24 protein-coding genes and 1 tRNA gene are annotated in these 24,916 nt (G+C 67.7%); 12 read left to right on the top strand and 13 right to left on the bottom strand.

What is annotated here, in order from left to right:
* Positions 1-4 precede the first annotated feature (4 nt).
* From AMK34_RS39770 to AMK34_RS39760, 3 genes are all read left to right on the top strand, one after another.
* On the top strand, positions 5-436 hold the full coding sequence (locus AMK34_RS39770; protein WP_016336117.1) for a DUF3052 domain-containing protein: 432 nt from the start codon (positions 5-7) through the stop codon (positions 434-436).
* A 76-nt stretch (positions 437-512) separates the two neighbouring features.
* Positions 513-974 (top strand): peroxiredoxin, encoded by a 462-nt coding sequence (locus AMK34_RS39765; protein ID WP_016336116.1) that lies wholly within the window; start codon positions 513-515, stop codon positions 972-974.
* A gap of 38 nt (positions 975-1,012) precedes the next feature.
* Positions 1,013-1,084 (top strand) — tRNA-Val (locus AMK34_RS39760).
* A gap of 45 nt (positions 1,085-1,129) precedes the next feature.
* Here the strand turns inward: AMK34_RS39760 and AMK34_RS39755 are convergent.
* Complete coding sequence (locus AMK34_RS39755; RefSeq protein WP_073849005.1) at positions 1,130-1,876, bottom strand: SdrD B-like domain-containing protein; 747 nt, start codon at positions 1,874-1,876, stop codon at positions 1,130-1,132.
* A 352-nt stretch (positions 1,877-2,228) separates the two neighbouring features.
* Positions 2,229-2,732, bottom strand: coding sequence for a carboxymuconolactone decarboxylase family protein (locus tag AMK34_RS39750; protein WP_073849004.1), 504 nt, complete (start codon positions 2,730-2,732; stop codon positions 2,229-2,231).
* 14 nt (positions 2,733-2,746) lie between these two features.
* Between AMK34_RS39750 and AMK34_RS39745 the strand changes: the two genes are divergently transcribed.
* On the top strand, positions 2,747-3,265 hold the full coding sequence (locus tag AMK34_RS39745) for a MarR family winged helix-turn-helix transcriptional regulator (RefSeq protein WP_073849003.1): 519 nt from the start codon (positions 2,747-2,749) through the stop codon (positions 3,263-3,265).
* Here the strand turns inward: AMK34_RS39745 and AMK34_RS39740 are convergent.
* Genes AMK34_RS39740 through AMK34_RS39730 form a run of 3 tightly spaced genes read right to left on the bottom strand, consistent with a single transcriptional unit; the run spans position 3,262 to position 5,824 of the window.
* Entirely contained in the window at positions 3,262-3,681 is a 420-nt protein-coding gene (locus tag AMK34_RS39740; RefSeq protein ID WP_073849172.1) for a cupin domain-containing protein, read from the bottom strand. The genes AMK34_RS39745 and AMK34_RS39740 overlap by 4 nt on opposite strands.
* Positions 3,682-3,722: 41 nt before the next feature.
* Entirely contained in the window at positions 3,723-5,219 is a 1,497-nt protein-coding gene (locus AMK34_RS39735) for an AMP-binding protein (protein WP_073849002.1), read from the bottom strand.
* Complete coding sequence (locus AMK34_RS39730) at positions 5,216-5,824, bottom strand: TetR/AcrR family transcriptional regulator (RefSeq protein ID WP_073849001.1); 609 nt, start codon at positions 5,822-5,824, stop codon at positions 5,216-5,218. Before AMK34_RS39730 ends, AMK34_RS39735 begins: the two co-directional genes overlap by 4 nt.
* Positions 5,825-5,887: 63 nt before the next feature.
* Between AMK34_RS39730 and AMK34_RS39725 the strand changes: the two genes are divergently transcribed.
* Positions 5,888-6,379 (top strand): DUF1453 domain-containing protein, encoded by a 492-nt coding sequence (locus AMK34_RS39725; protein WP_073849000.1) that lies wholly within the window; start codon positions 5,888-5,890, stop codon positions 6,377-6,379.
* Here the strand turns inward: AMK34_RS39725 and AMK34_RS39720 are convergent.
* On the bottom strand, positions 6,376-7,554 hold the full coding sequence (locus AMK34_RS39720) for an aminotransferase class V-fold PLP-dependent enzyme (RefSeq protein ID WP_073848999.1): 1,179 nt from the start codon (positions 7,552-7,554) through the stop codon (positions 6,376-6,378). The genes AMK34_RS39725 and AMK34_RS39720 overlap by 4 nt on opposite strands.
* A 46-nt stretch (positions 7,555-7,600) precedes the next feature.
* On the opposite strand from AMK34_RS39720, the gene AMK34_RS39715 reads away from it, so the two are divergent.
* The 3 genes from AMK34_RS39715 to AMK34_RS39705 are packed head-to-tail and all read left to right on the top strand — an operon-like array spanning position 7,601 to position 9,448.
* Positions 7,601-8,230, top strand: coding sequence for a GntR family transcriptional regulator (locus AMK34_RS39715; RefSeq protein WP_073848998.1), 630 nt, complete (start codon positions 7,601-7,603; stop codon positions 8,228-8,230).
* A 4-nt stretch (positions 8,231-8,234) separates the two neighbouring features.
* Positions 8,235-8,993: a metallophosphoesterase gene (locus AMK34_RS39710; RefSeq protein WP_038510068.1), complete on the top strand. Its 759-nt coding sequence runs from the start codon at positions 8,235-8,237 to the stop codon at positions 8,991-8,993.
* Positions 8,990-9,448, top strand: a complete 459-nt coding sequence (locus AMK34_RS39705) for a hypothetical protein (RefSeq protein ID WP_038510071.1) — start codon at positions 8,990-8,992, stop codon at positions 9,446-9,448. Before AMK34_RS39710 ends, AMK34_RS39705 begins: the two co-directional genes overlap by 4 nt.
* Before the next feature lie 11 nt (positions 9,449-9,459).
* Here the strand turns inward: AMK34_RS39705 and AMK34_RS39700 are convergent, their stop codons facing one another.
* From AMK34_RS39700 to AMK34_RS39675, 7 genes are all read right to left on the bottom strand, one after another.
* Positions 9,460-11,082 carry a CocE/NonD family hydrolase gene (locus AMK34_RS39700; protein WP_073848997.1) on the bottom strand — a complete coding sequence of 541 codons (1,623 nt, stop codon included), beginning with the start codon at positions 11,080-11,082 and terminating at the stop codon, positions 9,460-9,462.
* Between the two features lie 146 nt (positions 11,083-11,228).
* A complete protein-coding gene (aspA, locus tag AMK34_RS39695; protein ID WP_037342417.1) occupies positions 11,229-12,617 on the bottom strand; it encodes an aspartate ammonia-lyase in 1,389 nt (462 codons plus the stop codon).
* Positions 12,618-12,627: 10 nt separating this feature from the next.
* Positions 12,628-13,581 carry an asparaginase gene (locus AMK34_RS39690; RefSeq protein ID WP_073848996.1) on the bottom strand — a complete coding sequence of 318 codons (954 nt, stop codon included), beginning with the start codon at positions 13,579-13,581 and terminating at the stop codon, positions 12,628-12,630.
* A complete protein-coding gene (locus tag AMK34_RS39685; RefSeq protein ID WP_073848995.1) occupies positions 13,578-15,017 on the bottom strand; it encodes an amino acid permease in 1,440 nt (479 codons plus the stop codon). The genes AMK34_RS39690 and AMK34_RS39685 overlap by 4 nt, the downstream gene beginning before the upstream one ends.
* A 4-nt stretch (positions 15,018-15,021) precedes the next feature.
* Positions 15,022-15,693: a FadR/GntR family transcriptional regulator gene (locus AMK34_RS39680; protein ID WP_038510086.1), complete on the bottom strand. Its 672-nt coding sequence runs from the start codon at positions 15,691-15,693 to the stop codon at positions 15,022-15,024.
* 98 nt (positions 15,694-15,791) lie between these two features.
* Positions 15,792-15,932 carry a hypothetical protein gene (locus AMK34_RS43340; protein WP_167551709.1) on the bottom strand — a complete coding sequence of 47 codons (141 nt, stop codon included), beginning with the start codon at positions 15,930-15,932 and terminating at the stop codon, positions 15,792-15,794.
* Between the two features lie 69 nt (positions 15,933-16,001).
* Positions 16,002-16,403: a nitroreductase/quinone reductase family protein gene (locus AMK34_RS39675; RefSeq protein WP_038510089.1), complete on the bottom strand. Its 402-nt coding sequence runs from the start codon at positions 16,401-16,403 to the stop codon at positions 16,002-16,004.
* A gap of 131 nt (positions 16,404-16,534) precedes the next feature.
* Between AMK34_RS39675 and AMK34_RS39665 the strand changes: the two genes are divergently transcribed.
* From AMK34_RS39665 to AMK34_RS39650, 4 genes are all read left to right on the top strand, one after another.
* Entirely contained in the window at positions 16,535-17,617 is a 1,083-nt protein-coding gene (locus tag AMK34_RS39665) for a plasmid pRiA4b ORF-3 family protein (protein ID WP_241832967.1), read from the top strand.
* Positions 17,618-17,820: 203 nt separating this feature from the next.
* Positions 17,821-21,405 (top strand): DNA polymerase III subunit alpha, encoded by a 3,585-nt coding sequence (dnaE, locus tag AMK34_RS39660; RefSeq protein ID WP_038510093.1) that lies wholly within the window; start codon positions 17,821-17,823, stop codon positions 21,403-21,405.
* Positions 21,405-22,877 (top strand): MFS transporter, encoded by a 1,473-nt coding sequence (locus tag AMK34_RS39655; protein ID WP_038510095.1) that lies wholly within the window; start codon positions 21,405-21,407, stop codon positions 22,875-22,877. The genes dnaE and AMK34_RS39655 overlap by 1 nt, the downstream gene beginning before the upstream one ends.
* 454 nt (positions 22,878-23,331) lie before the next feature.
* Positions 23,332-24,576 (top strand): low temperature requirement protein A, encoded by a 1,245-nt coding sequence (locus AMK34_RS39650; RefSeq protein WP_073848992.1) that lies wholly within the window; start codon positions 23,332-23,334, stop codon positions 24,574-24,576.
* Positions 24,577-24,916 lie beyond the last annotated feature (340 nt).

The raw sequence follows: 24,916 nt of genomic DNA, 5'->3' as shown, positions 1-24,916 counted from the left end.
AGCAGTGGTCGCCGCGGGAGACGCTGATCAGAGCAGCGTCGCCGAAAGGCTCGGGATCAAGCCGGACATGGTGGTCCAGGAGATCGGCTGGGACGAGGACGTCGACGACGACCTTCGTGCGGCGATCGAGGAACAGATCGGCGGCGACATCCTCGACGAGGACGCCGACGAGGTCATCGACGTGGTGCTGCTGTGGTGGCGCGAAGACGACGGTGATCTCGGTGACACGCTGATCGAGGTCCGGACTCCCCTGAACGAGAACGGTGTGATCTGGGTGCTGACCCCGAAGACGGGCCAGCCAGGGCATGTCGAGCCGAGTGACATCGCCGAGGCGGTGCCGCAGGTCGGACTGGCCCAGACGGCCAACATCAGTGCCGGCCCCAAGTGGGCGGGCACCCGGCTGGTTTCGCCGAAGTCGTCCAAGACCAAGCGGTGACTTCGGGAGCCGCGCGATCGACACGATAGGGTTGTCGTCGCAGGCCCCTGTTCGCTCTTGAGAGGAAACCGCCGGTATGGCCGTCGAGGTCGGATCGCAAGCCCCGGACTTCACGCTCAACGACTACAACAAGCAGTCCGTGACGCTGTCGTCCTTCAAGGGTGACAAGCCGGTCCTGCTCGTGTTCTACCCGTTCGCGTTCAGTGGCATCTGCACCGGCGAGCTGTGCCAGCTCCGCGACGAGTTCGCGGACTACGACGGCCAGGGCGTCCAGGTGATCGGCGTGTCCGTGGACACCCCGTTCTCGCTCAAGGCGTGGGCCGAGCAGGAGGGCTACCAGTTCCCGCTGCTTTCGGACTTCTGGCCGCACGGCGAGGTCGCGAAGGCCTACGGCGTCTTCAACGAGGCGGCCGGCCTGGCCACCCGCGGCACCTTCCTGATCGACAAGGACGGCGTCGTGCGGTTCGCCGAGGTCAACCAGCCCGGCGAGGCGCGCGACCAGCAGGCGTGGAAGAAGGCCGTGGCCTCGCTGGCCTGAGTCTTCACGGTGGCACCCGTGCGCGGGTGCCACCTCCCGGGCGCATAGCTCAGCGGGAGAGCACTCGGTTTACACCCGAGCGGTCGTAGGTTCGATCCCTACTGCGCCCACCGAAACGCATGCCCCGCCCCAGGGGCGAGGCATGCGGGCGGTGGTCAGGGTGTCGTGAAACCGGCGTCGATGTTCGGTTCGTAGCCGGCGGCGTACATCGTGAACGGTTCGGTCTTCAGCAGGTCGGTGCCGGTGAAGTCGTTGTTCCGGTACCAGTTCGACCAGTAGTCACCCGCCTGGTATCGGGTGGCCGTGAGTCCGCTGATGCCGGGGGTCTCCATCGTGAAGGTGCCCGAAGGCAGATCTTCGAAGTAGTACTCGCCGTTCACGGTCGTCGCGGTACGCGAGATCGGGCCTTCGTGGTCGGTTTGTCCTCTCAAGGTGAAGGTGGCCTCGCGGAGCGGGTCTTCGGCCTCGCGGATTCCGTCACCGTCGATGTCGGTCCAAGCGCGCCCTTGCAGCCGGGTGCCCTTGTGACCGAACACCTCCGAGCCGGGACGGTCGTCGGTGAGCGTGCGTTCGCGGGTGTTCCAGCCGGTGGTCGTGTAGTAGCCGTCGTCCACCGCGTGTACCTGGTAGGTGCCCAGTGGCAGATTCTTCAGGTCATACTCGCCGTTCGCGTCGGTGAAGGTGACGAAGTCAACGTTCGTGCCCTCGTGGTGGGCGACGATCTTCGCGCCTTCTCTCCGCGGTTCGCCCGAGTCCAGCCAATTGCCGTTGCCGTTCCGGTCCCACCAGATGAATCCTGTGATCCTTCCGGCCGGTTCGTTGGCCGCGGCCGTCCCGGTCGCGACCAGGACGGCCGCGACACTCAGCGCGGCGAGCAGTAGGGCGTACAGCTTTTTTCGCATCTTCGAGCTCCCCAGTTCAGTGGACGGCGATCGGGGCGCGGTCCAGTGTCCTGAGGCTAGCGAAGGGCGCCGACAATTCGAGCGCTGTCGAATGGTCCCAGACACGTGAAGGCCTCCTTCACTCGGCTCAGCCGAGGGAAGGAGGCCTTCACGCACCCCCAACACCTGTGGAACGTCTTCGGTTTTCGGCGGTCTGGTCTGCCCCCTCGGCAGGCCAGACCGCCGGTGCGCCGCGCCGCGGGTGGCGAACTTTCGGCTGCACAAGACAGGAGACGGTCGGGACTGCCCAGATACATCAAGATCGGCGGCCATTGGAGTGATCCGGGCCGCGAGGGGCGATCACGGTGAGCGACTAGGCCCGGATGAGCCGGTTCGCCAGCGTCGACATCGTGTAGGCGCCGATGCCCATGACGACTTCGAGGGCGTTCCGTTCGGTGTATCCGTGCCCGAAGAAGGTCCGCAGGGTCTCGTCGTCGACGGCGCCCGCGGTTTCGAGCACCGCCACCGTGAACTGCCGGATGCCTTCCAGCCGCTCGTCGGGAACGGGCTGCTGCGAGCGAAGCGCCGCGATGACGTCGTCGTCCGCGTGATGTCCCTTCAGCTTGCCGGTGTGGATCTCGACGCAGACCTCGCAGCCGTTGCGGGTCGCCACGGTCATCACGACCGTTTCCCGCGCGAGCGGGTCGAGCGTGGTCCGCTCGAAGCTCGCGCTGAGTTTCAGGAATCCGTCGAGCAGTTCGGGTGACGACGCCTGCCGGGCGACGGCGGTGGGGAGGTGCCCGAACTTCCGGATGGTCGCCTCCATGGCGCGACGCGAGGCTTCGGGTGCGGTTTCGACGGTGTGATCGGTGAACAAGTCTTCCCCTTAAGATGGTCAACGTGGTTGACGAAAAGGTAAACCAGGTTGTCGAATCTGGCAAGCGGGTTCTCGAAACTCCCGGCTTCGAGCTGCCGCTCCTGCTGTTCGCGGGCTTCCGCTCGATCATCGACCGGCTGCACGCCGAACTCGCCGAGCAGGGACATCCCCACGCCCGGCCGGCGTACGGCTTCGCCATGCAGGCGATCGGCCGCGAAGGCGCGACGGCGAGCGAGATCGGGAGGCGGCTCGGGGTCAGCAAACAGGCGGCGGGCAAGACCGTCGACAGGCTGGAGCAGCTCGGCTACGTCGCACGCGTCGACGACCCGGCCGACGCGCGGCGCAAGGTCGTGCGGCTCACCAGCCGCGGGTTCGACTCACTCGGCCGGTCGGCGGCGATCTTCGACGAGTTGCGCAAGGAGTGGGCGGACACGTTGGGCATCGACAGGGTCCGCGCGCTCGAAGCCGACCTTCGCACGATGGTGCCGTCGGACGGCTTCCGCCTCGACGTCGCCGGCTGGTTCGGACCCTAGAACGGACAACCCGGATTCGGCGCGTCCTGCGAGAGCGGGCTCCCGTGTGGCAGCACGTAGAGCACCTCCAGTACGACCGGTGTCGTCCCGAGATTCCGTCCGATGTGGACGGTGTCGCTCGGCTCGGTGAAGACTGCGCCCTTCCGGTACAGGCCGTCGAGCCCGCAGTCGGCCGAGTTGTGCGTCAGCGTGCCTGCTTTCACGTACGCGTACAGCTTTCCGTCGTGATAGTGCCAGCCGGTGTAGCCACCGGGTTGGATGACGACCTCGCGCAGCACGTAGTCGGTGTTCCCGACCGTCCGCTGCTGGAAGATCGTCCCGGTCACCCCGGATCCGGGAGTCGCCCTGGCCGTCGCGGGGACGGCGAGCGCGAGGACGAGGGAGGCGAGCAGCGTGGTCACGGACCGCAGGCGCATGAGCGAACGGTACCGCGATCGGCACTGCCCGAAAGGGTCGTTCATTCCGCCCGAAGTGTCCGCCGCAGCATCTTGCCGCTCTCCGTCCGCGGCAGCCGGTCCCGGAAGTCGAACCGGCGCGGCGTTTTGAACCCGGCGAGCTCGGCCCGGCAGTGCTCTTCGAGTCTTTTCGCCAGCGCGGGATCCCCGGTGGCGCCATCGGTCGGCTGCACGACGGCGACGACGCGTTGGCCCCATTCGGGATCAGGCTCGCCGATCACCGCGACGTCGGCGACGTCGGGATGGCTCAGCAGCCGCGCTTCGATCTCGGCCGGATAGATGTTCACGCCACCGGAAAGGATGAGATCCGTCCGCCGGTCGCACAGGAACACCCGCCCCTCGGCGTCGAGATAGCCGACGTCCCCGACGGTCACGAACTCCCCGGATCGCGCGGCGGCCGTCTTGCCCGGATCGCCGTGATAGTCGAATTTCGTGTGCGCGGAACTGAAGTAGAGCATCCCGGCTTCGCCCGCGGGGAGCTCGCGGCCGTCGTCGTCGAGAACCTCGACCCGCACTCCGTCCAGCGGCTTGCCGACGGTGCCCGGTGCGGCGAGCCATTCGCGCGCGTGCACCGCCGTGATCAGCCCCTCGGAGGCGCCGTAGTACTCGTGGACGACCGGTCCGAGCCAGGCGAGCATCCGCTCCTTGACCTCCCGGGGGCACGGCGCGGCGCCGTGGATCACCGACGTCAGGCTCGACAGGTCGTGGCGCGCACGCACGTCTTCGGGCAACCGCAGCAGGCGGTGGAACATCGTGGGCACCAGATGCGTACTCGTCACGCGGTGCTTTTCGGTGAGCCGCAGCGTTTCCGCGGCGTCGAACCGGTCCATCAGGACGAGCGTGTGCCCGAGGTGCAGGGCCGCGGTCGAGAACATCCCGGGCGCCGCGTGGTAGAGCGGGCAGGCGACGAGGTGCACGCCGTGCCCCGGCCGGATGTCCAGGCGTTCGAGGGTGTGCACGTGGATCGGGTGCAGTGCGGGCGGTTGCCCGGAAAGGGCGCGCCGGACGCCTTTGGGGCGCCCCGTGGTCCCGGACGTGTAGAGCATCGTCTGGCCGGCGGTCCGCCGCTCCGGCGTGGTCGTGGGCAGGTCCGTTCCCCAAGCCGCGTACTCGGCCCAGCCGGGTGTCTCGCCGCGCGAAAACCGGTGCAGGCCGGACAGTTCCGCGGTGCACGTCGCCGCGATGTCCGCGTCCGCGACGGCGACCTTGGCGCCGCTGTCGGCCGCGATGTAGGCGATCTCGGCGGGTGAGGACCGGTGGTTGACCGGCGTGAAATACATCCCCGCCTGCAGGGTCGCGAGCAGGAGCTCGTAGTAGGTGAGTCCATTGTGGATGATCGCGACGACGCCGTCGCCCTCACGGAGGCCGAGTGCCCGCAAGGCGTGGGTCAGCTGATTCGCCCGCGCCGAAAGCTCGCCGAAGGTGGTCTCGCGGCCGTCGACGTCGATCACCGCGACGCGGTCAGGGGCCTGGGCGGCGACTTCGTAGAAAGTGCTCATCCCGGGCGCCGCAGGGTTTCGAGGTGCCGCCGGAGCACCGCGCGCATCAGCTCCGGTGAAGTCCGGCCCGCCGACACCGCGAGCCCGTCCAGCAGCGCGGCGAGCCGCTCGGTCTCGACGTTCAGGTCGACGTCGGCGAGCAGACCGCCCGCTTCGTTCGCGCCCTCGAGCACCCGACGGACGAGGAACCGGACTCCCTCGTACATGCGCTTGGCCTCCTCCGCGAGGTCTGGCCGGTTCTTCGCGGCGGCCGAGAACGCCAGCCAGACGTCGGCTTCGGCGCGGGTCTGTTCGGTGAGCGGAAGAAGTTCGCCGAGGAACGCCTCGGTGGCTTCCTGTCGCCGTGAACGTGGTGTCGCGGGGTCGAGCAGAACGGGGATGTGTCCCGCCAGCCGCGCCTCCAGCCGGTCGCCGAGCGCGCGCATGGCGAACACGATCAGCTCGTCGTGGCCGCTGAAGTAGTGCCGCACCGAACCGATCGCGAGACCGGCCTCCTCGGCCACGCTCCTGAGCGACGCCTGCGCGAGGCCGTCCCGCTGGATCACCCGGAAGACGGCTTCGGCTATCTCCAGGCGGCGGGCTTCCGGGTCGACGATCTTGGGCACGTTGTCTTTATAGCACGACCTTGCTATTTTATTTGGCACAGTCATGCTACAAAGGGGGAGTTCATGCGGACCTGGTTGCTGATCGCGTTGGTGGTCGCCGCGGTGATCGTGCTCATCGTGCGCAGGCTGCGCGGCGAGCCGCTGGTGGCCCGGGAGGTGTTCGGGGCGCCGGTGATCCTGCTCGGGATCGGTGTCTACGGCTTGGTCAAACTGGAGATCTTCACCTTCACCGACGGACTCTGGCTCACGCTGGGATCCGCGGTCGGGTGCGGTCTCGGCGCGGTGCGTGCCACCACCACGAAACTGTTCGAGCGCGACGGCGTGCTGTGGCTGCGCTACACCGGCTGGACGTTCGGCGTCTGGGTGCTCTCGCTGCTGGTGAACTTCGGGATCGGGTTCCTGGCCACCACGGCTGGGGCACATCCCGACGCCCGGCCGGTGACGCTGTCGATCGGCGTCAGCCTGCTGGGGGAGGCGCTGGTGATCGCCAAGCGCGCGAAGACGACGGGGCTGCCGTACGCCCCGCCGTCCGATTCGCTGCTTTCCCGTCGTTAGGCCAGTTTCCCGACTTCGCCGACGAGGAGCGCGATGTCGTCTTCGGTGTTGAAGTAATGCACCGAAGACCGGACCAGCGGCGGCAGTCCGCGCTCGGCGAAGTCGAACTGGGCGGACGTCGCCTCGGTGACGCTGACGTTGATCTTCGCCGCGGCCAGGCGCTGTTTCACGTCCTGCGACGGCGTTTTCGCCACGCTGAACGTGACGATCCCGCACTGCCGCACACCCTGGTCGTGGACACGGACGCCGGGGATCTCGCGGAGCGCGTCACGCAGTTTGGCCGCGAGCGCGGCGACGCGGGCTTCGATGGCGGGCATGCCCCATTCGAGGGCGTAGTCGATCGCCGCGCCGAGACCGTGCAGGGCGGCGTGATCGCGTTCCCAGACCTCGAACATCTTCGCCGTCGGATCGACTTCGTAGCTTTCGGGCGTCGTCCACGCCGCCGAGTGAAGATCGAGCATCGCGGGCTCGACGCGTTCACGCAGTCGCGGGTGCGCGTAGAGGAATCCGGTGCCGCGCGGGCCGCGCAGGTACTTGCGGCCGGTCACGCTGAGCGCGTCGCAGTTCAGGCGCGCGACGTCGAGGTCGATCTGGCCGGCGCTCTGGCACGCGTCCAGCAGGAACGGGATCCCGGCCGCCCTGGCCACCGCGCCGATCTCCTCGGCCGGGTTCACCAGCCCGCCCTGGGTCGGCACATGCGAGACGGCGATCAGCTTGACATCGCCGTCGATGCGGCGCTTGAGGTCCTCGACGTCCAGTTGCCCGGACTCGTCGTTGTCGACCACCTCGACGACGGCGCCGGTGCGCTTCGCGATCTGCAGGAAGGAGATGACGTTGCTCGCGTACTCGGATTTCGCCGTCAGGATCCGGTCTCCGGCGGCGAACGGCAGCGCGTAGAAGATCGCTTGCCAGGAGCGGGTCGCGTTGTCGGTCAGGGCGATGTCGTCGGGGTCGGCGCCGACGAGCCGGGCGGCCGACGCGTAGACGCCGTTCATCCGCTCCACGGTCGCCGCGGCCTGCTCGTATCCACCGATCAGGGCCTCTTCGCGCAGATAGTCGACGACGGTGTCGGTCACCCGCGCGGGCGGCAGCGACGATCCGGCGTTGTTGAGATGGACCACCTCCGCACAACCAGGGGTTTCGGTGCGAGCGCGGTTCACATCGAAGTCCGTCATGCCTAACTGAATACAGTACGGCCGAAGTGCATGCAATACTGCAACGATGACGAGGAACCTGCTCCGCCGCGACCTCGCGGAGGAGATCACCGCTCGCGTGCTTGACGGCCGGATCGCCGCGGACAGCCGCATCAACGAGGTGCACCTCGCCCGCGAGCTGGGCGTCAGCCGCACCCCGTTGCGCGAAGCGTTGATCGGGCTGGCCGATCGCGGTCTGCTCGTCTCGGCGCCGAACCGGGGTTTCCTCGTGCCGCCGTTCGATCCGGACGAGGCCCGGCAGCTGTACCCGCTCGTCGCGGAGCTGGAATCGCTCGCGTTGCGCTGGAGTTCGCCGCAGGACCTCGCCGGGCTCACCGGCGGCCTGGACCGGATCGCCGACGAGATGGCCGAGGAGCTCGGGCGGCAGAGAGATCTGTCCACTTTGGATGATCGATGGCACGCGCTGCTCGTCTCGCGGTGCACGAATCCGCATCTGCTGCGGTTGCTGGAGCAGACGAAGCCGCTGCTGAAACGCTACGACGCGCGCTATTTCGGTGGCGTCGAGCGTTCGAGGGAGAGTATCGATGAGCACCACCGGATCGCCGAGGCGATCCGCGCCGCGGACGTCGAGGCGGCCGTCGGGCTGCTCGGGCGGAACTGGGTGAAAACGTTGGCATATCTGGAAGACATGGGGTGACACGATGTTCGTGACGGCACATCTGAGCGACAACCATCTCGATGGCGGCGACCGCGCCGACGAACGGACGGCGCGGGTCATGCGGTACCTGGAGGGCCTGGCGACACCGGTCGACGCGATCCTCGTGACCGGTGACATCTCCGACCACGGCACCGTCGAGGAGTACCGGCGCGCGGCCGAACTCTTCAAGACCGAGACTCCGCTGTTCACCTGCCCCGGCAACCACGACAAACGCGGCCCGTTCCGGGAAGGGCTGCTCGGGCAGGCGCCGGACGAATCCCCGGTCAACGTGGCGCACACCGTCGGCGACGTCACGTTCGTCATGGCCGATTCGAGTATCCCGGGCAAACCGGACGGGCAGTTCGACGACGAGACCATGGCCTGGCTGGACAGCGTCCTCGCCGACGGAGACGGCCCCGCCTTCATCGCCTTCCACCACCCGCCGGTCCCGCTCGGCCTGCCGCTGGTGGACGCGATGCGCCAGTACGGCGAGGACAAGCTGGCGGAAGTGCTCTCCCGCCACCCGCGCGTGGTCGCCCTGCTCTGCGGGCACGTCCACACCGCGGCGTCGACGACGTTCGCCGGCGTGCCGCTGCGGTCGGCGCCCTCAGTCGGGTCGAGCATCCTGTTCCCGTGGGAGGAGAACGGTCTCCGGCACTGGAGCGAGGGCGGTCCCATCGACTACGACCTGCCTCCGTCGCTGCTGTTCCACGTGCTGCACGACGACGGCAGGCTGACCACGCACCAGCGGGTCGTGCCGTGATCCGACGGCTCACGATGGTGACCGCCCTGGCGCTGCTGCTGAGCGGATGCGCACTGTTCATTCCCGAGAAAAAACAGGCTCCCGCCCCCACGGCCACCATGACCGGTGTCGGGCCTGTCGCCGACGCGGTGCGGGCCGCGCGTCCCGAGTTCCTCCAGGTCGAGGTGGGCGAGAACCAGGACGGCTTGACGGCCGGTGTCATCGTCGATGCCGAGGTTCCGTTCGGGTACGTGGTCACGGGCGAGGTGCTCAGAACCGTGCTCGTCTCGGTGTGGAAAGCCTCCGATCCGAAGCCGGCCTTCGTGAAGTTCAACCCGTGGTCGACTTACGAAGGCCGGAAGGGCGCGATCAAGGCGCAGCGTGCCGCCGAAGAGCTCGGTATCGATTGGAGCCCGAGCCTCGCCGTGGGTGTGAACGTGCCCGACTACGAGATCAAGAAGCTCGCCGGTGGCTGAGGCGCTCCGGCCTATCCGGCGAACACCGGGAGCGTGATCCGGGACGGGTGCGCGGGGTCGTGGAAGATCTCGAACCGCGCGGGTTTCCCGTCCACCGCGCTGAACACCGGTTCGTCGGTGCCGTGGTTGCGGGCGAAGCGAGGGAACGCTCCGCCCGCGACCTGCACCCGCAGCCGGTGGCCGCGCCGGAACCGGTAGGCCGTCGGGTCGAGCAGGATCTCGGCCGCGACCACACCGTCCACATCGGACCCCGGACCGCCGGGGCGCAGGCGGAGGACGCCGTCGGTGACATTGCGGGAGACACCGCGACGGTCCACATCGCACAGCCGGACGAACACGTCGCCGTGCCCGAGGTCGGTCCGGACGTGCACCAGTGCGGAGATTTCGCCGATGACGTCGAGATCGCGCTCCAGCACGTCACCGGTGAAGAGGAGCACGTCCCGCCGCTCTTCGACTTCCCTGTTGTCCTGTTGTTTCTGCACGCCCGACAGCAACGGGCCGCCGACGGTCGGCGTGGGATCGGCCGGATCGAAAGTGAACGTGCCGGGCTTCGACTCGACGGGGTCGGCGACGGAAAGCCCGCCAGGGCGCAGGAAGTACGGGGTGGCGTCGGATTCCGGCGGCCAGCTTTCGAAGTCCAGCCAGCGTCCGGAGCCCTGGAGATACAGGCGCACGGGCGACTGCCTCAGCGGCGCGCGATCGCCGAGGAGATGCGCGGAGAGGAAGCCGATCTGGTCGGTGATCAGGGTTTTCAGGCTGGCGGGCTCACCGTGCGCCCACGGTCCGATGGTGATCCGCGGTTCGCGTCCGGCCGCGGCGAGCTCCTTGAAGTCGCGTAGCTGGGCGGAGATGAACAGGTCGTACCAGCCGGTCACCATGCTCACCGGTGTCCGCAGGGCGGCGACCTCGGCGCTGTGGTCCGACGGCGCCCAGAAATCGTCGCCGGGTTCGGCGTGCCGGGAGACGTCCTGCAGGAACCGCACCTGCTCGCCGATGGCCGCGACGTCCGCGCCGGAAACCGGCAGATGTGCCATGGCCCGGCGGGTCTTCTTCGTCTGCCAGGGATTCGGCAGACCGGCGAACCGGCCTTCCTGCCGTCCGATCAGCGCCGACCACGACACCATGTTGTCGACCGCGAGGATCCCGCCGGGATAGAAGGTCGAGACGAATTCCGACGCGGTGACACCGAGGCAAAGGGCTTCGAGTGGCTCGTCGAGGTACGGCGCGACGGCCCATTGCGTATGGCCGAGGTAGCTCGCGCCTGCCATCGCGACCCGGCCGTCGCACCACGGCTGGTCACGCAGCCAGGCGACGGTGGCGAGGCCGTCTTCCTTCTCCAAGTGGAACGGCCGGAATTCGCCGCCCGAGCCGAACGTCCCGCGAGTGCTCTGGAGGACCACCTGCAGCCCGTGCCGGGCGAACGTCTCGCCGAAGATCTTGCCCATCACGCCCTTGCGGCCGTACGGCGTGCGGATCAGCACGACCGGCCGGGGCTCGTCGCCCGGAACGGCGTAGCGATCCGCCAGCAGGCGGACGCCGTCGGGCATCGGGACGGGGATCGCCTTCGTCACCGATGGGGCGGGGCCCTCGGCGGGTGGGAGGCCGAGGTACCGGTCGAGAAGTCGGTCGAGCACGCGGGCCGCCTTTCGTGCGGAGGATCACCTTCCGCTTACGACCGTACCCGCATGTCAGGAAAGTGGCTTTCAGGACGAAAAATGTCCTGAAAGCCACTTTCATGACACTGGCGCGGGGCGGACCGCCCGGTACCGCCCCGCTGGTCTCAGGAAAGCCGGGCGAGCGTCTCCGGCTTCAGCAGTTTCGCCAGTTCCTCGGCGGGCAGAAGGCCCTTCTCGACGACGAGTTCCGCCACGCCACGCCCGGTCTCCAGGGCCTCCTTGGCGATCTCGGTCGCGGCCGCGTACCCGATGCTCGGGTTCAACGCGGTCACCAGTCCGATGGAGTTCTCGACGTAGCCCCGCATCACGCCGGCGTTCGCGGTGATCCCGGAGACACAGCGTTCCGCCAGCACCAGGCAGGCCGACCGCAGATGCGTGATGCTCTCCGAGAGCGAGTGCAGGATCAGCGGCTCGAACGCGTTGAGCTGCAACTGCCCGGCCTCGGCCGCCATCGTGACCGCGACGTCGTTGCCGATGACCTCGAACGCGACCTGGTTGACCACCTCGGGGATGACCGGGTTGATCTTGCCGGGCATGATCGACGACCCCGCCTGCACCGGCGGCAGGTTGATCTCGTTGAGCCCCGCCCGCGGTCCGGAGGAGAGCAGCCGAAGATCGTTGCAGCTCTTCGAAAGTTTCACCGCGATCCGCTTGAGCACGCCCGAAAGGTGCACGAACGCGCCGCAGTCCTGCGTCGCCTCGATGAGGTCCGCGGCGGACACGACGGGCAGGCCGGTGATCTCGCGAAGGTGCGCGACGGCGGCTTCGGCGTACCCGGGCGCGGCGTTGAGCCCGGTGCCGATCGCGGTCGCGCCGAGGTTGATCTCGTGCAGCAGCGTCACCGCCTCGGTGAGCCGCAGCCGGTCTTCGCCGAGCATGACCGCGTAGGTGCCGAATTCCTGCCCCAGTGTCATCGGGACGGCGTCCTGCAACTGCGTGCGGCCCATCTTCAGCAGATCGTGGAACTCGACGGCCTTGGCCGCGAAAGCCTGTTCCAGCACGATCATCGCCTCGGCCAACTCGCGCACGGCGATGATCGTCGCGACGTTGACCGCGGTCGGGTACGCGTCGTTGGTCGACTGCCCGAGGTTCACGTGCTCGTTCGGGTGCACGCGGGCGTAATCGCCCTTCTCGTGCCCGAGCAGTTCGAGCGCGCGGTTCGCGATCACCTCGTTGGCGTTCATGTTCGTCGAAGTGCCCGCGCCGCCCTGGATGACGTCGACGACGAACTGGTCGTGCAGCGCGCCTTCGCGGATCTCACGGCATGCCCGGCGGATCGCGTCGGCGACGTCCGGCTCCAGAAGCCCCAGGTCGGCGTTGGCGTGGGCGGCGGCCTCCTTGACCGAGGCGAGCGCCTCGATCAGATGCGGGTACGCGGAGATCGCGGTGCCGGTGATGGGGAAGTTCTCCCTGGCCCGTGCGGTGTGCACGCCCCAGTAGGCGTCGGCGGGGACTTCCTTGTCCCCCAGCAGATCGTGTTCCACGCGGTGCATCGAAGGCTCCTCAGGCGGCGAGGTCGAGTTCGGCCAGCGCGCCGGTCACGCGCAGTCCGGGGGTGGGCTCCAGCACGTTCGGATCGACGCCGCACAACGCGAGCGCGGCGGCGAGCACCGGACGGCGGGCGCGGTCCCCGCCGTCGGCGATCTTGATCGCGATCGCCGTCCCGTCCGGGAGCGCGGCGACCTGGACGGCTTCGAAACCGTCCTTGGCGATCAGGCCGGGGACCGCGCGCATGAGCGCGGTGACGTCGCGACGCGTGCCGGCGACCAGTTCCGGATGCTTCCGGATCCCTTCGGCGACAAGGCCTTCCGGGGTTCCCGGCGACGCCGCGGCGATCTTGCCCACCGCGCGGGCGAGCCCACGCAGCGACACCGCGAACAGGGGAGCGCCGCAGCCGTCGACGGCGACCTTCGGGATCCGCTGCCCGGTCAGCTCCTCGACGCATTCCGCGATCGCGCGCTGCAGCGGATGCGCGGCGTCCAGATAGTCCTTTGTGGACCATCCGTGCCGTCGGCAGGTGGCGAGCATCGCCGCGTGTTTGCCGGAACAGTTGTGCGCCAGCCTCGACGCGCTCCGTCCCGAAGCGACCCAAGCGTCGCGCTCGACCGGGTCGAACGGCAGGTCTTCCGGCGTCCGAAGGTCTTCCGCAGTGAGCCCGGCGCCGTCGAGGGTCCTGAGCACCTCCGCGAGATGGATCTCCTCACCGGAGTGGCTGGCCGCGCCGACGGCGAACCCGGCGGGGCTCAGCTCGACGCCGAGCCGCGCCATCGCCGTGGCCTGCAAGGGTTTCGCCGCCGAACGCGGATAGAACGCCGCCTCGACGTCGCCCGCGGAGAACAGCACGCGGCCGTCGGGCGCGAGCACCACGGCCGAACCGTGGTGCACCCCCTCGACCATGCCGTCGCGGAGGAGGTGCACCAGCGGTTCGTGCGCGGGCACGCGGATCTCGGGGGTCACAGCTTCGTCTTTTCGAAGACGTCCATGTTGATCCGCTTGCGGACCCCGAACCAGCCCGCCACCAGCGCGAGCCCGATGATCGGCAGGCAGTACAGGGTGATGCGGCCGACCTCGTCGAAGCCCATCAGCACGATGACCGCGGCGAGGAAGATCAGCGTCGCGATCTCGGTGTAGGGCGAGAGCGGCAGCCGGTACGACGGCCGCTCGACCTCGCCGAGCTTGGCCTTGCGGACGAACAGCAGATGCGAGAGCACGATGATCGCCCAGGTGCCGAGGATGCCGACGGCGGCGAAGTTCAGCACGATCTCGAAGGCCTGGCTCGGCACGACGGCGTTCAGGCCGACACCGACCACGCAGACCGCCGACGTGAGCAGGATCCCGCCGTAGGGCACGTGGTTCTTGTTCATCACGCCGGTGAACTTCGGCGCGGAGCCCGCCAGCGACATCGACCGGAGGATGCGGCCTGTGGAGTAGAGGCCCGAGTTCAGGCTGGACAACGCCGCGGTCAGCACCACCAGGTTCATCACGTTGCCGGCCTGCGGCACGCCGATGTGCGAGAGCACGGTGACGAACGGGCTTTCCTGCTTCGAGTAGGCGTCCCACGGCATCAGCATCGCCAGCAGGATCACCGAGCCGACGTAGAAGATCCCGATCCGCCACATGATCGAGTTGATCGCCTTCGGCATGATCTTGCGCGGGTTCTCCGTCTCGCCGGCGGCGACGCCGACCAGCTCGACCGAGGCGTAGGCGAACACGACACCCTGGACGATCAGCACCATCGGCAGCACCCCGGCCGGGAAGATCCCGCCGTGGTCGGAGATCAGCGAGAAGCCCGGCGTGTTGCCGTCGATCGGCTGCTGCGTGACCAGCAGGAAGATCCCGATGCCCATGAACGTCACCAGCGCGGCGACCTTGATGATGGCGAACCAGAACTCCATCTCGCCGAACAGTTTCACCGAAACCATGTTCAGCGCCAGCACCACCGCGAGCGCGATCAGCGCCAGCACCCATTGCGGGATCGGGGTGAAGAACGACCAGAAATGCGCGTACAGCGCGATCGCGGTGATATCCGCGATCCCGGTCGTCGACCAGTTCAGGAAGTGCATCCAGCCCGCGACGAAAGCGCCTTTCTCACCCATGAATTCCCGGGCGTAGGAGACGAAGGCGCCGGAGGAGGGGCGGTACAGGATGAGCTCGCCGAGCGAGCGCACCACGAAGAACGCGAAAAGGCCGCAGACCGCGTACACGATCGCGAGGGCCGGGCCCGCCTGCGCGAGCCGTCCGCCCGCGCCGAGGAACAGGCCGGTGCCGATGGCGCCGCCGATCGCGATCATGTTGACGTGGCGGGGTTTCAGCGCCTTGTCGTAGCCGGCGTCACCGGCATCGGCCGGCACCGGCGCGGCTTTGCCGTCCGCGCTGAGGGTCTGTTCGGTCACGGTGTCAGTCGTCCTTGTTCTGGTGCGTCGTGAGGCTCGGCCGCACGATGGTGGTCAGCGCGTTCTCGACGTGTTCGAGATGGGAGGTCATCGCCGCGACGGCGTCCGCTTCGGATCCGGAGGCGATGGCGGTGACGATCTCACGGTGCTCGGTGTTCGAGCGGGTCCGACGGTCCCCCAATTGGTTGAGAAAGGACGACTGGCGAGCCAGTGCGTCCCGGATCTCTTCGATGACCTTGCCGAACACCGGATTGCCGGAGGCCTGCGCGATGGTGATGTGGAAGAGAGAGTCCAGCGCCACCCACGCGGTGTTGTCGGTTTCGAGATCCATGCGCTCGACGAGGTGGCCGAGCAGGTCCAGGTCGTCGGTGCTGCGGCGCACGGCCGCGTATCCGGCGACGGGGATCTCCACGTGCCGCCGGACCTCGAACAGGTCGCGGGCCGAGTAGGTCCCGAAGGTGGGGTTCTCGACCGGCCCGGTGGCGGTCACGAAGGTCCCTTTGCCCGTTTTGGACACGGTGAGGCCCAGTGCCTGCAGTCCCCGCAAGGCTTCGCGGACGACCGAGCGGCTGACTTCGAACTCCTTGCCGAGCGCGGATTCCGACGGCAGTTTCTGGCCGACGGGGTACTCGCCACGCTCGATGGCGCCGCGGAGATGGGCCAGAACGGCCTCCATCGCGCTGACGCGTCGTGGACCACCGTGTCCGGCTGTCTGGCTGTCAGACAGGTTCATGAGACGAGATCGTGCGGTCGGTCCAACGCTTTGTCAAGCGATCAGCCGAGCGCCTCGATCCAGCCTGCGAGGTCCTCGTCGAGGGTGTATCCGCCCGAGAATGGGAAGCCGTGCTGGGCACCTTCGTAGACGCGGAGTTCCGTGGTGACACCGGATTCCAGCGTTGAGGTGGCCAGCGTCACAGGGGTCACGTTGGTCGTGAGTGGCGTTTCGGGTTAGAACCCGAAACGCCACTCACGACCCACTGGACGTCATACGCGGCTGAGCGCGATCACCGGGAACGGCCGCGTGGTCTTCGACTGGTGCTCGGCCAGCCTCGGGAACGCCTTCGCCTGCTTCGCGAACAGACGGTCCCGCGCCGCTCCGGTGACCTCGATCGCGTGAGCGGCGAAGGCCTCTCCATCCGCCTCGACGTCGACGGACGGCTCCGAGACCAGGTTGCGGTACCAGTCCGGATGCCCGGGCGCGCCCCCGTTGGCGGCGAAGACGATGTAGCGGTCGTCGTCGGCCAGGAACAGCATCGGCGTCACGTGCCGTCGCCCGGTGCGGGCACCGGTGGTGGTGAGCAGCAAGGTCGGGAGACCGTCGCCGTGGCGGCCGTTCGCGCGGAACTCCGCGATCACGCGCTCGTTCATGGCCTGCAGGTCGATCATCAACTCTCCGGGCGTTCGGTTGATCTTGGCGGCTGGTCAGTCTGCACATCCACGCCCAGGTCGGCAAGCATTTTCCGATCGGCGCAGCTCACGACCCCGAAACTGTCGGTGCCGATGGCGATACTCGTCCCGTGTCCCCCGTCAGCCGCGGCCGCAAGCCCGCCAAACGACCGAAGCACCAGCGCTCCCATCCGACGCGTGCGCCCCTGGACGTGTCCAGGGTGGAGCGCTGGCCGAAGCTGCTCCACGGGCCGATCGAGCTGTCCGGCTGTGTCGTCCAAGGCCAGGCGGATCAGGACCTGGTGGTCCTGGCCGCCACACTGACCGCGGGCAAACGCACGGTGGGCGTCGAAGTGGTGGTGAACGGTCGCGAGGTCGACGTGATCGAGCTCCATCCCGTCCCCGAGGACGCCCTGGCGGTGCTCCGCAACGGCTTCGAGGTGGTCGAGGCACCGCTGACCCCCGAGGAGTTCCGAAGCCAGGTCGAAGCGGCGCTGAACGTCAAAGCGGACAGCGTCGCCTGGATTCGGGAGAGGATCCCCGACCTCTTGAAGGTGGGGCGAGGTCCGAGGCCCGATCTGCCCGAGCGGGCGGCCCAGCTGCGCCGGTGGCTCGGCCTTCCCGGCTACGATCCGCTGCCGCGCATACCGTCGGCCGATCCGCTGCCGCTCGTCCTGCCCTCGCCCGGGCCGGCCACGGGGCTGTGGCTGGCGGTCGGCCTGGCCGAGCTGGACGACGCGATCTGGCGAAGGGTCGAAGTCCGCTCCGACGTCGCCCTCGCCGGACTGCACCGGATCCTCGCGGCCGCGTTCGACCGTGACGAACGGGAGTATCACCGGTTCGAGACCCCGTACGGAGGCTTCAGCGTCGACGCGCAGAGCTGTGATGGCGATCGTTTCGACGACGAAGTGACACTCGGCCAGGTCGTCACTTCGCCAGGCCACCGGCTCGTGTACGAGGCGGAGAGCTGGAGGCACTGGATCCGCGTCGAGCGGCTGGTCGGTCTCCCCGACGCGCCGAGCTGCCTCGGCGGCGAACGCGCCGCGCCTCCGCCGGAATGCGAGGACCAGGGGAGTTACGAAATGTTGCTGGAGGCGTTGCGCGATCCGTACGACGAAGACAACGAGGAACTGATCGAGGAACTCGGTGCCGGGTTCGATCCGGAGTGGTTCGACAGGGAGGTGGTCAACCAACGGCTGGCCCGGCTGAGCTGACCGGCGAGGCAGGCTTCGCGCCCATTCGAGTGGTGATCGCTCCGGCGAGGCAGCTGGATTTGATCTCGCCGAACGAGCAGACTCGGCAGCGCGCGAAGGCCGTCCAACCCCGTAGGGCGCCGTAGAACCTCGGCGCATAAGGTGGGAGGACCGGCCCGCGTCAAGCAGCCAGGGATCCGTCTGCCTAGGGGAGGTTTTCGCTGGTGTCGAACGATTCCTTCGTCCACCTGCATGTGCACACCGAGTACTCGATGCTCGACGGTGCGGCGAAGATCGCCCCCTTGTTCAAGGAGGCGGCGCGCCTGGGCATGCCCGCGGTCGGCATGACCGACCACGGCAACATGTACGGCGCGGACGAGTTCTACCAGCAGGCGGTCAAACACGACCTCAAGCCGATCATCGGCATCGAGGCCTACATCGCGCCGGAGAGCCGCTTCCACAAGAAGCCGGTCTTCTGGGGCCAGTCGAACCAGCGCGGCGCCGACGAGTTCGGTGAGGGCGGTGACGTCTCCGGTGGTGGTGCCTACACCCACATGACGATGCTCGCCGAGAATTCCACCGGCCTGCGCAACCTGTTCAAGCTCTCCTCCCTGGCGAGCATGCAGGGCTACTACCGCAAGCCCCGGATGGACCGTGAGTTGATCGCGGAGAACCACCACGGCATCATCGCGACCACCGGCTGCCCCTCGGGCGAGGTGCAGACGCGGCTCCGGCTGGGGCAGCGCACCGAGGCGATCCAGGCGGCGTCGGACTACAAGGACATCTTCGGCGCCGACAACTTCTTCCTCGAGCTGATGGACCACGGGCTGCCGATCGAGCGGTCGGTCCGTGAAGGCCTGCTCGAGGTCGGGAAGCTGCTCGACCTCAAACCGCTGGCCACCAACGACTCGCACTACGTCACCAAGGACCAGGCCGACACCCACTCCGCGCTGCTGTGCGTGCAGGCGGGCAAGACGCTGAACGACCCGAACCGCTTCAAGTTCGACGGTGACGGCTACTACCTGAAGTCGGCCGCCGACATGCGGGAGTACTGGGACAAGGAGGTCCCCGGCGCCGCCGACTCGACGCTGCTGATCGCCGAGCGCGTCGAGTCCTACAAGGACGTGTACACGCACAAGGACCGCCTGCCGTTCTTCGAGGTCCCCGAGGGCTACGACCAGGGCACCTGGCTGCGGGAAGAGGTCGCGCGCGGCCTCAAGTGGCGGTACCCGGACGGCGTGCCGGACCCGTACTACAACGAGCGCATCGAGATCGAGCTCGACGTCATCATCGGGAAGGGCTTCCCCGCCTACTTCCTCATCGTCGCCGACCTCATCAACTACGCCCGCAAGGTCGGCATCCGCGTCGGCCCCGGCCGTGGTTCCGCCGCCGGTTCGCTGGTCGCGTACGTCCTCGGTATCACCAACCTGGACCCGATCCCGCAGAAGCTGCTGTTCGAGCGGTTCCTGAACCCCGAGCGTGTCTCGATGCCCGATATCGACATCGACTTCGACGACCGCCGTCGCGGCGAGATGATCCGCTACGCCACCGAGAAGTACGGCGTCGACAAGGTCGCGCAGGTCATCACCTTCGGCACCATTAAGACCAAGGCGGCCATCAAGGACTCCGCCCGCGTCCACTTCGGCCAGCCGGGGTACGCGATCGCGGACCGGATCTCGAAGGCGCTCCCGCCGCCGATCATGGCGAAGGACATCCCGCTCTCGGGCATCGTCGACTCGAAGCACGAGCGCTACGGCGAAGCGGCCGAGGTCCGTGCCCTCGTCGAGACCGACGAAGAGTGCAAGACGATCTTCGAGACCGCCCGCGGCCTCGAAGGCCTGATCCGCAACGCCGGCGTCCACGCCTGTGCGGTCATCATGTCGTGCGACCCGCTGACCGACGCCATCCCGCTGTGGCAGCGTGACGACGGTTCGATCATCACCGGCTGGGACTACCCGTCGTGCGAGGCCATCGGCCTGCTGAAGATGGACTTCCTCGGCCTGCGGAACCTCACCGTCATCGGTGACGCGATCGACAACATCAAGACCAACCGCGGGATCGACATCGACCTCGACACCCTCGGCGTCGAAGACCCGGAGACGTACAAGCTGCTCTCCCGCGGTGACACGCTCGGCGTGTTCCAGCTGGACGGCGGGCCGATGCGTGACCTGCTCCGCCGGATGCAGCCGACGGTGTTCGACGACATCGTGGCGGTGGGCGCGCTGTACCGCCCCGGCCCGATGGGCATGAACGCGCACAACGACTACGCCGACCGCAAGAACGCGCGGCAAAAGGTCAAACCGATCCACCCCGAGCTCGAAGAGCCCCTGAAGGAGATCCTGGCCGACACCTACGGCCTGATCGTCTATCAGGAGCAGATCATGCACATCGGCCAGAAGGTGGCCGGGTACTCCATGGGCCGCGCGGACGTGCTCCGCCGCGCCATGGGTAAGAAGAAGGCGGAGGTCCTCGAGAAGGAGTTCGTCGGCTTCGAAGAGGGCATGAAGTCGAGCGAGCTGGTTCCCGGCGGCTTCTCCTCCGAGGCGATCAAGGCGCTCTGGGACACGATCCTCCCGTTCGCCGGTTACGCGTTCAACAAGAGCCACGCGGCCGCGTACGGCCTGATCTCCTACTGGACCGCGTACCTCAAGGCGAACTTCACGCCGGAGTACATGGCCGCGCTGCTCACCTCGGTGGGTGACAACAAGGACAAGTCCGCGGTCTACCTCTCGGAGTGCCGCCGCCTCGGGATCAAGGTGCTCCCGCCGGACGTCAACGAGTCGGCGCTGAGGTTCGCGGCCGTCGGGGAGGACATCCGCTTCGGCATGGGTGCCGTCCGCAACGTCGGCGCGAACGTCGTCGAGTCGATCATCAAGACCCGCGAGGAGAAGGGGAAGTACTCCTCCTTCACCGATTTCCTCGACAAGTCGGAGCTGGTGGCCTGCAACAAGCGGGTCATCGAATCGCTGATCAAGGCGGGCGGGTTCGACTCGCTCGGCAACACGCGGCTTTCGATGATCCAGGTCCACGAGGACGCGGTCGAAGCCGTGGTCCCGCTCAAGCGCCAGGAGGCGATGGGCCAGTTCGACCTCTTCGGGTTCGGCGGGGACGACGACGCGGAAGCCGCGGCGTCCTCTTCACCGCTCGCGCATCTGAAGTTCGGCGAGGAGGAGTACCCGCGCAAGCAGCTCCTGGCCTACGAACGGGAGATGCTCGGCCTGTACGTCTCCGCGCATCCGCTGGACGGCGCCGAACGCATCCTGCGCAAACACGCGCCGAGGCCGATCGCCGCGATCCTCGCCGACCCGCCGAAGGAAGGTGAGCTGGTCGTCTCCGGGCTGATCACCTCGCTGGAACGCCGGGTCAACAAGAAGGGCGAGCCCTGGGCGATCTGCACCATCGAGGACATGGACGCCTCGCTCGAGGTGCTGTATTTCCCGAAGTCCTACGCGATGTTCTCCGCCGACCTCATCGAGGACAACGCGGTCCTGGTCAAGGGCCGGGTGAACTGGCGCGAGGACAAGATGTCCATCTTCGGCGGTGGTCTCGTCCCACTCGACCTGTCCGAGGTCGGCAACGGCGACGACGATCTGCCGCTGGTCCTGCTGGCCGCGGCGGAGAAGATCGACCAGTCGGTGGTCAGCGAACTGAAGCAGACCTTGCTGGCGCACAAGGGCGAGACCCCGGTGCACCTCAAGCTGGTCGGCAAGAACCAGACGGTCTTCGCGCTCTACGACTATCCGGTCAAGGTGACGTCGATGCTGATCGGTGAGCTCAAGGGCATCCCCGGGATCGCCGCCAGCACCTGATGACCACCTACGAACCCGATCCCCGGCGCTGGAAGGCGCTCGCCGTCTCCCTCGCCGCCGGGTTCATGGGGCTGCTCGACGTCAGCATCGTCAACACGGCACTGCCGTCGATCCAGAAGGACCTCGGCGCGTCGAGCGGCGGGATCCAGTGGGTGGTTTCGGGTTACGCGCTGGCCTTCGGGCTGGTGCTGGTGTCCGGCGGCAGGCTCGGCGACGCGCTCGGACGTCGCCGCATGTTCCTGTTCGCGCTCGCCGCGTTCGTGCTGACCAGCACGTTCGCCGGCGCGGCGCCGAACGAGACGACGCTGATCATCGCGCGGCTCCTGCAGGGTTTCGCCTCGGGCATGATGACGCCGCAGAACAGCGGGATGATCCAGGACCTGTTCCGCGGCGCCGAACGCGGCCGTGCGTTCGGCATGTTCGGCGCCACCGTAGGGATCTCGACCGCGGTCGGGCCGGTGCTCGGCGGCGTGATCCTCGCCGTCTTCGGTGACCCGGAAGGCTGGCGCTGGGTCTTCTACGTGAACGTGCCGATCGGGATCCTGGCGTTCGCGCTGGCCTTGAGATGGCTGCCGAAGGCCGAGGCCCCGGCGAGAAGCCTGCGGGGTGAGATCGACTTCGTCGGCATCATGCTGCTGGGTGTCGCCGTGCTCGGGGTGCTGCTCCCGTTGATCGAATCCGAACAGGGCGGGCTCGGCGGCCTGTGGTGGCTGTTCGTCGTCGCGGTCGTCTTCGGCTTCGCGTTCGTGCGCTGGGAACGCTCGATGGTGCGGCGTGGTCGCCCGCCGCTGCTCGACACCCGGCTGTTCACCAGCACCCCGGGATACGCCTCGGGGGCCGCCGTCGGCGCGCTGTACTTCAGCGGATTCACCGGGATGTGGCTGGTCTTCGCCATCTTCTTCCAGCAAGGACTCGGCTACACGCCACTGCAATCCGGGCTCGCCGTCACCTCCTTCGCCCTCGGCTCGGCCGTATCGGCGGCGATCGCGGGCAGGCTGGTGCCGAAGTGGGGCCGCAAGCTCACCGTCGCGGGACTGGTCATGGTCATCGCCGGGATGGTCACGGTCGCCGTCCTCGCCGGTCAGGATCCCGGAGCCGCGGCCGGCTGGTGGTTCGCGTTGCCGTTGCTCGTCGCCGGTGTCGGTGGCGGCATGGTCATCTCGCCCAACACCACGCTCACGCTGGAATGCGTCCCGACGTCGATGGCCGGGGTGGCCGGAGGAGCGTTGCAGACCGGGCAACGGATCGGCACCGCGATCGGCACCGTCGTGCTGGCCTCGGTCTTCCACGCGGTGCTCGGCGCGAACGGCGGCTATCCGTCGGCGCTGACCGCGGCGATGCTGTGCGCCGCCGCGTTGACGAGTTCGGCGCTCTTACTCGCCGTGATCGAACTCCGTGCGCGCAGGAAGCGGCGCTCGCTCACTGAGCGGGAGGAAGCCGAGCGGGCAGCCGCCGACAGTCAACGCGGTTGAGTCTTCGCACGGGCCGACGACTACGTTCGGCAAGATCGGATGCTCCATCCGAGTGACGGAGGCTGTCATCCTCTGGTGCTACTCAGAGCAACCGGGTACACCTAACGGAGCCTTCACCGCTGTGACTCGGCTACCGACAGTGGTATTTCTGTCGATCGATCGGGGATGGATCGATCGGCCGGAGCGATCGTGGTGAGTCCGGAGTTCTCAGGAATGGACACCTACGGTCACGAGCCGGTGGACAGCCGTCGGCGTCCGCGGGGGACCGTTCGGCGGCGGCCGGCTCAGCACCACTGGCGAGCCGGGTCGCGGTGAGGCATTCGCGCGGGTGGGTCCGTGCCGGGTCGCCTGGGGAGGTGCACCCGGCCCGGACCCACCCACCGCGCGTTTCTCCGCGTGTGTCATCCGCATCCGGCTGCGAAGATCTCCGCAGATCGAGATTGCGAGGAGCACGATGGCGGAGAGTTCTGTTCGGCGGAATCGGCTGCGGGTCTGGTACCGGCCGATGACCATGCGCGATTCCGGTGAAGGGCACCGGGTCGCGACCCCGCTGGAGCTGTTGTTCGACCTGTGTTTCGTGGTCGCCGTCGCGCAGGCCGCCGCCGGTCTGCACCACGCGATCGCCGAGAACCACATCGGGCACGGGGTGCTCAGCTTCGGGATGGTGTTCTTCGCGATCTGGTGGGGCTGGCTGAACTTCAGCTGGTTCGCGTCGTCGTTCGACACCGACGACGTCCTGTACCGGCTGGTGACGCTGGTGCAGATCGCAGGAGGACTGACCGTCGCCGCCGGTGTCTCGTCCGCCTTCGTTGGTGACTTCAAGATCGTCGTCGCCGGCTACGTCTTGATGCGGCTCGCGATGGTCGTGCAGTGGCTGCGTGCCGCGCGGACCGATCCGGAATGCCGCCCGGCCGCGCTGCGGTACGCCATCGGCATCACGATCGTCCAGATCTTGTGGGTCGTCCGCCTCGGCCTCCCGGAGTCGCTGGCGCTGCCGTCGTTCTTCCTGCTTCTGCTGGCGGAACTCGCGGTCCCGGTGATCGCCGAACGCAAGCGCTGGACGGGCTGGCACCCGCATCACATCGCCGAGCGCTACGGCCTGTTCACGATCATCGTGCTGGGTGAATCCATCCTCGGCGCGACCACCGCGGTCAAGGAAGGGCTGGACGAGGGCGAGCACACCGGCAGCCTGATCTCGCTCGCCGCCGCCGGGCTCGTGCTGGTCTTCTCGTTGTGGTGGCTGTACTTCGACCAGCCGGGCCACGCCCGGCTGGAGAAGGCGAAGAGCCTGTTCACCGTCGCGAGCTGGGGCTACGGGCACTACCTGATCTTCGCCTCGGCGGCCGCGCTCGGTGCCGGCCTCGAAGTTGCGGTCGACTATGACACCCACACCGGGCACGTCGCCTCCCTGCCTGCCGCCATGGCGACGACCGTGCCCGTCGCGATCTACCTGTTGAGTGTCTGGCTCATGCACATCGGACCCACCAACGAATGCCGTCCGATCGCGATCGGCTTCCCGGTGACCGCGGTGCTCGTACTCGCCGCGTCCTTCACGCCGGCGCCCATCCACATCACCGCGGGGCTCGCCGCCGCCCTCGTCGTGCTGACCGTCGTCGCGACCCACGGCGAGCCGGTACCGGGGGAGAACCAGATCGACGCAGGTCAGAGCGTCGGCGCGAAAAAAGGGACCCCCCTGTAAACGCCGGTTTCGGGCCGTGTAATGTTCTCTTCGTCGCCAGGGAAACCGAGCGGCCGCCGGGAACACGAACCAAGCTCCCACCGGATGGTGGTAGAGTGGGTGGTCCCGAACCGGAGAGGTAACTCTACCCCCGCTGAAACGGCAGTTTCGAGCAGGTGCTAGGGTGTGCTCCGAACAAAAGCCAAGAAATGACTGCTTCGGATAAGGCCGCTGTGATGGTGGTGCGATTCGGGGTGTGTTGCTTGAGAACTCAACAGTGTGCTAGTGAACTAAGCCAGTAGAGCTTATATTTGAACCTCGTTTGAGGTTCCTTTGAGAGCATTAAATTGCCTCGATCAAA

Source organism: Amycolatopsis sp. CB00013, from assembly GCF_001905755.1.
Classification (GTDB): Bacteria; Actinomycetota; Actinomycetes; order Mycobacteriales; family Pseudonocardiaceae; genus Amycolatopsis; species Amycolatopsis japonica.
Note: the sequence above shows the minus strand (reverse complement) of the source record. Positions and strands in the feature narration are given on the sequence as shown.